The organism is Neisseria sp. P0021.S006 (assembly GCF_051956895.1).
Window position 1 is genome coordinate 1 of record NZ_JBQCWZ010000657.1, and the last position, 756, is coordinate 756.

Below are 756 nucleotides of genomic sequence, written 5' to 3' on the forward strand. Positions count from 1 at the left end.
CGGCGGCGGCGCGTATGTGTTTTTGTTCTGTATCGCCATGCTGGTCATCGGTATTCCAATGATTTTGGTGGAAAATGTCATCGGTCGCCGCAAAGGCGTGAACGCGCTGGATGCGTTTGGCGGCACAATGAATGGCAAACCCGTTGCCAAAGTTTGGAAATTGGTCGGTTGGATGGGCCTGCTCGGCGCATTCGGCATCATGGCCTATTACATGGTGCTCGGCGGCTGGGTTATCAGCTACATCGTCAATATCATCGGCGGTAATTTGGACATTTCCAGCCCTGTTTCCGGCGAAGTCACCAAAAGCTTCTTTACCGAACACATCGAAAACAGCCCTTGGGAAATTGCTTTCTACACCTTCCTATTTGTGGTTGTGAACCAATGGATCTTGGTCAAAGGCGTGATCGGCGGTATTGAAAAAGCGGCAAAATACCTGATGCCTTTGCTGTTTTTATTCCTGATTGCCATGGTTGTGCGCAACGTTACCCTACCGGGCGCAATGGAAGGCATTACCTTCTATCTGAAACCTGACTTCAGCAAAATTACTGCCGAACTGTTCGTCTTCGTTTTAGGACAAGTGTTCTTCGCCTTGAGCTTGGGTTTCGGCGTGATGATTACATTATCCAGCTATCTGGATAAAAATGAAGATCTGGTTCAGACGGCCGTAATTACCGCGATTACCAACACTTTGATTGCCGTGTTGGCCGGCTTTATGATTTTCCCTTCCCTCTTCAGCTTTGGCGTTGCCCCTAACTC

General features: G+C 48.9%; 1 protein-coding gene. It reads left to right on the plus strand.

The genetic code is table 11. The features are described from left to right. On the plus strand, window positions 1-756 hold a 756-nt coding region (locus tag ACTHUM_RS16295), incomplete at both ends, for a sodium-dependent transporter (RefSeq protein WP_440403462.1).